A 7720-nucleotide genomic window follows, 5' to 3' on the forward strand; every position below is an offset into this window, starting at 1 on the left:
GATGAAACATGGGCTCACGACTGGCATTGCCGCAGCGACATTCGCCTCCCTGACATGGTCGATGAACTTCATCGCGCCGCTATTCATCGGCGAGTACTCGATCTTCGATCTTGCGGCCTGCAGATTCATTATTTCCGGATTGATTGGCGCAGTGATTCTGATGGCAAATTTCGAATCCTGCCGAAACCTCGGGTGGAAAGACTGGCTGGCCGCTGCAGGGCTGGGATTCATTGGATATGTGGGGTACTTCATGGCGGTCGCCATCGCCGCCACCTATGCGGGCCCTGTCATAGCGCCCGCCTTTCTGGGCCTGGTGCCCGTGGCCCTGGCCATCAGCGGAAATGTCCAAGGTGGAATCTCCTGGCGATTGCTGCAGATTCCGTTTTCGCTGGCCGCTCTGGGGCTGGTCCTGGTAAATGTCCAGAACGTCGCCCAGCCTGAGGGTTTGCCATACGCCTCGTTAGCCCTCGGCGTTGGCGCTTCCATGGTTGCAGTGGCGCTATGGGTCTGGTTCGGACTCGCCAATCAACGAGCGCTATTGAAACGTCCCGGCATGAATGCCTGGCTCTGGACAGCCATGATGATGGTCGGCGGCAGCCTGCAAACCCTCGTATTCCTACCCGTGGGTGCGGGCATGGAATTGTTCAACGCCCCGATGCTGGGTTTTGGACTGAGCGCCATTGGTCACCTGTATCTCCCGGCCCTCATGCTTGCGGCGGTTGCATCGATTGGCGGCGCGTGGGCCTGGACCATAGCGTCCCAGCGCCTTCCCATAACGCTCGCCAGTCAACTGCTGTCCATGGAGATGGTTTTCGCCACGTGCCTGGGTTTGCTTTTTTCCCATCGGTGGCCCACGGCTCCGGAAGTGCTCGGAATTTCGCTGATCGTACTCGGCGTGGTGAAAGCAATCGGTGCCTTCCGCGGCAATCCCGGTAGTCCCGCTGTCGCACATTGAGTGACATTGCCGGACTCTCAGGCCACCTGCGTGCCGACGACAGGTCGATGGCAAGGGTTTCCAGAGGACTGGTATCGGCCAAAGCCAACCATTAAGCGACACAAACGAACAATCAATCCGAGTCTTTCAAAATTTGCCAACCTGGTAAGTACCAACTATTAGCGACCTGCAACTTCGACACTTTTCCGACGCCGTCGTAATGTCGTTATTTATACCTCTGCACGACTGTCTGGATCATTGGCGTTACAACTAACGAAGTACTGGCGTACCGCATTGGCGGCATAGTTACCGGGCGGTATGGCCAGGTTGATAAATGGTACGCGGTCACAGCCAGTTCTCGTTCAAGCTGAAAATGCTCAATCCGACGAGCGTTGGCTGGCACGGATGTAGTCCCCTAAAAGCCTGGGCCGTGCCGGTCTCTTTTGTTGAATGCGGAAACAAATACCCGGTTAGCCAAGCGGTCTCTCTGCTATCGGGCACAATGCAAGTGAACAACGGACATCCCCTAGCCATACCCGAACAGATATTCAGAACCAACTTCCAAATTGAATTGACGGTAAATTTATAATAGCGATCCAATATCACACATTGTTACAAATTCAGTTAAACTTCTGACTGACAACAAAAAAAGACGACGTCCTGTTGTTGTGAGTTCAAAGGCAGGCAAATAAAGCGCTTCAGGGGGCTCTTCAATCGTTGGGAGTCTTATTATGAACAGCGCATCGCCATGCCGCGCGGAACTCGTTTTTCCCTCGCATATGCTTGCCTCGCCCCTCCTGCATGGCCCGCCAATCGCTTGACCAGCAGCGCCACCCCCCTGGCGTGGTCATCGCGGCCGTAACTGACCATCCTTGACCGCTGAAGTGGCATCGACCATTCAGCTGCGCTCAGGCAGTGGCACTCACCTGGTTAGCGTTCATACAAGCTCCTGCGCCGAGCTTGTACCCACCACGCGACAAGGAGAGCAGCCGCCATGCTTACAGGGAAAAGCAAACCGCCCGCCGCTGGCGGGAAAAAGCTCAGTCCAGCGAGTGGCTTCAGACCCATGCCACCCAAAGTTTCACTCGAGGACGGAGCACGCCGCACATTCCTTAAATGGTCCGCCAGTGCAATGGTCGCGCCACTGCTACTGAGTGGCCGCGACAGCCCGGCTGCGAGCGGTTCTGGTAGCGGCTCGCAATCGTCGTCCTCAGGCCCTGGTAGTCAAGGCAGCGCCAGCAGCCCACCCACCAGGCCGTGGCTGACAGTGCTGCCGCGGAAGATTGTCCCGGTGAGCAAGGTGGACGCCCTGTCTCCACTCTCCGAACTGGAGCCCAAGCTGACAGACGGAGAGGCCGGGCGCCCGGCCCACCAACATTTCGAGGTGCTGGAGCGGCTGGATGGAGTGGATCTCTATGAAATAAATGCCCAGGCGGTGCCCTGGCAATTTCATCCCGACTACCCCCAATCCAAGCAGGTTATCTGGACGTACCAGAGCACCAACCCATCAGCCGGGCCGACACCGACCGTTCCCCTGACGGTTCTCGCGCGCTATGGGCGGCCGATCATTTGCCGCTTCCATAGCCGACTGGCCGACTCTACGGACCGACTGGTTGATCAGGGCTACGTCCGTCCACGAGTTGGCAGTCCGGAGATATCTACCCACCTGCACAATCTGCACGCGTCCTCCGGGTGTGACGGCTTCCCGTCCGACTTCTACAGCGCCGCAGAACTGCGCGATGCCTCGCAGATCGCACCAGGGGAATTCAAGGATCACCTCTATCACAACGTGTACGCGGGGTATTTGGAGAACCTGGAGAATCCCGGCCCGTTCACCGCCTATGCCACCAATGGACAGGTGATCGGTGACATTCGCGAGGGACTGGGTACGCTGTGGTTCCACGACCACACCAAGGATTTCACCGCGCCGAATACCTACCTCGGACTGGCGGGCTTCTACCTGATCTTCGATGAGCTCGACTCGGGCGACGAGCTCGATCCAAACCCACGAGCCCTGCGTCTGCCCAGCGGCGCCTATGACTATCCATTGGCCTTTGGCGACAAGCGTTTCGACGCCAATGGCTTGCTGTTCTGGAATGAACTCGGTCCGGAAGGCGTGTTGGGCGACAAGGTCACGGTCAACGGCAAGATCGAGCCAGTGTTGCCGGTGGACGCCCGCAAGTACCGTCTGCGTCTGCTCAACACCGGTCCCAGTCGGTTCTACGAGTTCTATCTGGTAGATGCCTCTGGGAAGGAACAGACCTTCGACTATCTGGCCAGCGACGGGAATTTACTGCCGCAGACATTGCGCGGCCAGACCAAGGTGCGCATCGCGGTGGCCGAGCGCGCCGACATAGTGGTGGACTTTTCCAGGTACCCGATCGGCACCGAGCTCTACCTGGTGAATCGCCTGCTGCAGGACAGCACCCGCAAGCCCAACGGTGTGCAAGGTCCGGGCACTCGCGTGCTGAAGATCATTGTCGATCGGAATCCAGATAAACAGGACCTCAGCCAGGTCCCCAATCGACTGCGCCCTATACGGGAGCTGCCGACGCCAGCGGAGCTCAATCGGCTACCCAAACGGCGCTGGGAGTTCGATCGCCAGAACGGCATGTGGACGATCAACAACAAACTGTTCGATGCAGAGGACGTTACCAGCAACCTTATTCCTCTGGGTGCCACCGAGGTCTGGGAACTATCGGGCAAGGGTGGCTGGGACCATCCCGTCCACATTCATCTGGAAGAAGGCCGCATTCTCAGCAAGAGCTCGGGGGCCGTGCCGCCTCACGAGCGAGGTCGCAAGGACGTCTTCGTGCTCGAGGGGAGCATGACCATCCGTGTGCTGGTGCGTTTTCGCGACTTCACCGGCAAGTACGTGATGCACTGCCACAACGTGATTCACGAGGACCACGAGATGATGGTGCGCTTGAATATCGTGGATACATCCACTTGATCAGCAAGGGCGGATATCAGATGAACACACGCAGAGATTTGATGCTCGGCATGGGTACCGCCGCGCTGGGGCTATACGCCTTGAACGGTATCCCGAACCTGCCGCTGCAGACGGACGCCGGCACAACCGGCGAGCAACGCATTCCCAACACGCGCCTATACACGCACGAGGGCAAAGCGGTCAGGTTCTACGACGACCTGGTGCGTGGCAAGGTGGTCGCCATCAACATGATGTATGCAAGTTGTACCGGGATCTGCCCGACCGCCACGGCGAATCTCAGGCAGGTACAGCAGCTCTTGGGCGACCGCGTAGGCCGCGACGTGTTTATGTACTCGATCAGCCTGCAACCCTTGCTGGATAGCCCGGAAGTCCTCAAGGCATACGTCGAACAGCACCACATCGGACCTGGCTGGCAGTTCCTGACCGGCCGGCCCGAGGATGTCGAGCAATTGCGCTTCGCCCTCGGCTTCTATGACCACGACCCACTGGTTGACGCCGACAAGTCCAGTCACACCGGTCTGGTGCGCATCGGAAGCGACGCCGACCATCGCTGGACGACGGCAGCCGCCCTGGCAACGCCGAAACAGATCTGGCGCACGATCAATCACGTGGATCGAACGGGTTTGAAGACGACATAGGACGATGGAGTATCGAGGGGCGGGGCAATCGTTTCCCGAGTTGCTTCGCCGGGGGCAGCAGGACAATCCGTTGCCCCCCTTACTCCGACTGACTTGTTGACTCGCCAGATCAGCCTTACCGAAACCAATGACCGAAAAAGGACGTTCAAAGCAGAAAAAACTCTTCTGCCACTTCGGCTGTCAGTGAATCGTAGGGAAGCGCTCTTTCACCAATGCCTGAGCCTGGTAGGCCATCTGGTCGAGCAGGCGGTCGCGTTTGTTCTCGGCCTCGCTCATGGCCTTCTTGCCGTGTTGCTGCACCAGATACGCGTGGATCTGCCGCACTTCCTTGGATTGGAAAATCGGGGCCAGGTCCTGCACCGCCGCCATGCCGTCCGAGCGGTGATCGCGGGTGTTCAGCAGCACATGTGGCCCTTGCGCTGCCAGTACCTGAAACCCCATCGACTCAAAGGTCGGCACCTTGTTCGCCACGCAGGCCAGCTCGACGTGGGGCCGATGCTTGCCCATCTGCTGCAACAAAGCCCGGGCAATACCGCGCCGGCGGTGGCTGGCCTTGACGGCCATATAGGCCAGAGTGCAGGCCTCGGAATCATCCTGGCTCGGCAGGTACAGGGCAAAACCCAGCACCTGGGAGGGATCTTCATCATCCAGCGCGAGGATCAACCGCGCCGTGCCATCCAGAGAGCTGTCCATGGCTTGCAGATACAGGTGCACCTCGTAGCCGATCACGTACTGATACAACTGATAGAGCGGATTGCTGGGCATCAGCGGCACCGGGCTGATGTCGCTGAAGTAGTCCACCACCATTTGTAGAACCTGACTCTTCAGGGATTCGGGCGGCGATGTGTCCAGGGTTACAAGGGTGAACATCTGAAGCTGGCTCCGGGCGTGCCCGATTCGGGGAATCGGCGCGGGCGCCATTGTAACGCCCGCAAGTATCGAGCGTTCCCACCGCACTCGCATGGGCGTGCCCAACCAGCGGGATTTACAGCGCTGTGAATCAATCGACCGTTAACGTCCGTTTCGACCCGAAGCTGCCCGTGGGTACGGGCAGAGAATGGCCGCTAGGTGCCAGTCACGGATGTCCGTTTCCGGCCGATTCTGTTGAAAAAGGCGGTCTTCGCTGGAGCCGTCTTTCAATCGTTCAAAAAACGCACGGCTTTGGCGTTGCTACGCAAAATCTGAAGCAGATCGGGAGCGGGAACTGCTTCAGATTTCAACGTCAGCGGCCTACTTTCTCAGGCAGAAATCGCATAAGGACTTTTTCAACAGAATCGGCCAAAGGGAGACACTCACTACGCGGCACCCCCGCCATCGAACTCGCCATCGGTGGCTTTGCTCATGCACCGAACACGGGTCTGAAGAACGTGCGCTCGTAGCTGAGAATGCAGCGCGTGTCCTCGGCGTACTTGAAGGCAGCGATGCAATCCGGATCGATCATCGAGTCCTGCCGGTACTTTTCGTAGGCTGCCAGGCTCGGGAAGGAAAACATCGCCAAGGCGATATTGTTTGCGCCCTCGGATGGCAGGAAGTAGCCGTGGTGCTGGCCGCCGAACTTCTCCACGAGAGGAATCCAGAGCTTCCCGTAGTGTTCGAACTCCGCCAGTTTGTAGGGGTCCAGGATGTATCGAAGGTGACAAGTAATCATCGGTTTCTCGTTCAAGTGGTGCGGTCTGCCTTTGGACTGTTTCACGAAGCGAGTGCTGAAGCCTGGCGTCGCCCGTGTTTTTTATTCCTCGAATGCCGGAACCTGCATCTTGTGCTCCTCCCCCATCAGCCAGCCGCGATTGCGATCGGCGCAATGGTGCAGGTACTTGGCAACCAGCGTGATGCGTTTGAGGCGGCGCAGGTCCTCGCTGTAGTAGATCCAGAACTGGCGCGTCACTTCTACTTCATCGGGCAGCACGGCCTGTAGCCTCGGGTCCCCCGCCACCAGGAAGCACGGCAGAATCGCCAGAGCCCTCTGAATCGCCCCTAGTTTCGTAGACACCTCCAAGCCTCATAATGAGGCCCATTAGGAGGTGCCATGAGCAACCAGCGTTACCCCGAAGAATTCAAAATCGAAGCGGTCAAGCAAGTGACCGAGCGCGGCCTTCCCGTGGCCGAGGTGGCAGCGCGGTTGGGCATGTCGGTGCACAGCCTGTATGCCTGGATCAAGCGCTACAGCAAGCCCCGGGAACAGCGGCAGCAAGAAGATGATCAACAGGCCGAACTGCGTCGTCTGCGTGCGGAACTCAAGCGGGTAACCGAAGAGCGAGACATCTTAAAAAAGGCCGCCGCGTACTTTGCCAAGGAGTCCGGCTGAAGTACGCCGTCATCAACAAGTTATCGGTGGAGTACCCGGTACGTCGTCTCTGCCAGACCCTCAAAGTACATCCCAGCGGTTACTACGCCTGGTTGTCCGAGCCGAAATCCGTACGCGCGAAGGAAGACCAGCGTCTGCTCGGGTTGATCAAACATGCCTGGCTGGAAAGCGGCGGGGTCTACGGCTATCGCAAGATCCACGACGACCTGCGTGAGCTGGGGGAGTGCTGTGGCCGGCACCGCGTGGCTCGCCTGATGCGGGGAGAAGGGCTGCGCTCGCAGACCGGCTATCGTCGGCGCCCCGGTTATTACGGGGGCAAGCCGACGGTGGCCTCGCCCAACCGCCTGGAGCGGCAGTTCAACGTCAGCGAACCGAACAAGGTCTGGGTCACTGACATCACCTACATCCGCACCTATGAGGGTTGGTTGTACTTGGCGGTGGTGCTGGATCTGTTTTCACGCCAGGTGGTTGGCTGGTCGATGAAGCCACGGATGTGCAGCGACCTAGCCATCGATGCCTTGCTGATGGCGGTCTGGCGGCGGAAACCCAGGCAGGAGGTGATGATCCACTCCGACCAGGGTAGCCAGTTCAGCAGCTCGGACTGGCAGAGTTTCCTCAAGGCCAACAACCTGATCAGCAGCATGAGTCGACGCGGCAACTGCCACGACAACGCGGTAGCAGAAAGCTTTTTCCAGTTGCTGAAGCGGGAACGCATCCGACGGAAAACCTACGGCACCCGCGAAGAAGCCCGCAGTGATGTGTTCGATTACATCGAGATGTTTTATAACGCCAAACGCCGGCACAGCAGCGCTATGCAGCTATCGCCAGTGGAGTTTGAAAAGCGCTATTTCCAGAGCTTGGAGAGTGTCTAGGAAAGCCGGGGCGATTCA

6 protein-coding genes and 1 pseudogene are annotated in these 7720 nt (G+C 58.6%); 4 read left to right on the forward strand and 3 right to left on the reverse strand.

Features of this window, described 5'->3' with window-relative positions:
- The first annotated feature begins 1 nt into the window (after position 1).
- From E8E75_RS18370 to E8E75_RS18380, 3 genes are all read left to right on the forward strand, one after another.
- Positions 2-955, forward strand: coding sequence for a DMT family transporter (locus E8E75_RS18370; protein ID WP_280359602.1), 954 nt, complete (start codon positions 2-4; stop codon positions 953-955).
- Positions 956-2225: 1270 nt separating this feature from the next.
- Positions 2226-3887 (forward strand): multicopper oxidase domain-containing protein, encoded by a 1662-nt coding sequence (locus tag E8E75_RS18375; RefSeq protein ID WP_280359604.1) that lies wholly within the window; start codon positions 2226-2228, stop codon positions 3885-3887.
- 20 nt (positions 3888-3907) lie between these two features.
- Entirely contained in the window at positions 3908-4525 is a 618-nt protein-coding gene (locus E8E75_RS18380) for an SCO family protein (RefSeq protein WP_280359606.1), read from the forward strand.
- Between the two features lie 180 nt (positions 4526-4705).
- Here the strand turns inward: E8E75_RS18380 and E8E75_RS18385 are convergent, their stop codons facing one another.
- The 3 genes and pseudogenes from E8E75_RS18385 to E8E75_RS18395 form a co-directional block, all read right to left on the reverse strand.
- Positions 4706-5395: a GNAT family N-acetyltransferase gene (locus E8E75_RS18385; protein ID WP_280359608.1), complete on the reverse strand. Its 690-nt coding sequence runs from the start codon at positions 5393-5395 to the stop codon at positions 4706-4708.
- Between the two features lie 469 nt (positions 5396-5864).
- Entirely contained in the window at positions 5865-6173 is a 309-nt protein-coding gene (locus tag E8E75_RS18390) for an NIPSNAP family protein (RefSeq protein WP_280359609.1), read from the reverse strand.
- Between the two features lie 81 nt (positions 6174-6254).
- Positions 6255-6488, reverse strand: a pseudogene (locus tag E8E75_RS18395) (LysR family transcriptional regulator); the annotation flags it as partial.
- A 63-nt stretch (positions 6489-6551) separates the two neighbouring features.
- On the opposite strand from E8E75_RS18395, the gene E8E75_RS18400 reads away from it, so the two are divergent.
- Positions 6552-7702, forward strand: a protein-coding gene (locus E8E75_RS18400; protein ID WP_280358127.1) for an IS3 family transposase whose coding sequence is annotated in 2 segments (ribosomal slippage) — positions 6552-6786 and positions 6786-7702 — 1152 coding nt in all. Because the reading frame shifts where the segments join, the coding sequence is not laid out codon by codon here.
- Positions 7703-7720: the final 18 nt, after the last annotated feature.

The sequence above is a fragment of the Pseudomonas sp. BN606 genome (genome assembly GCF_029873115.1).
In the GTDB taxonomy this organism is placed as follows: Bacteria; Pseudomonadota; Gammaproteobacteria; order Pseudomonadales; family Pseudomonadaceae; genus Metapseudomonas.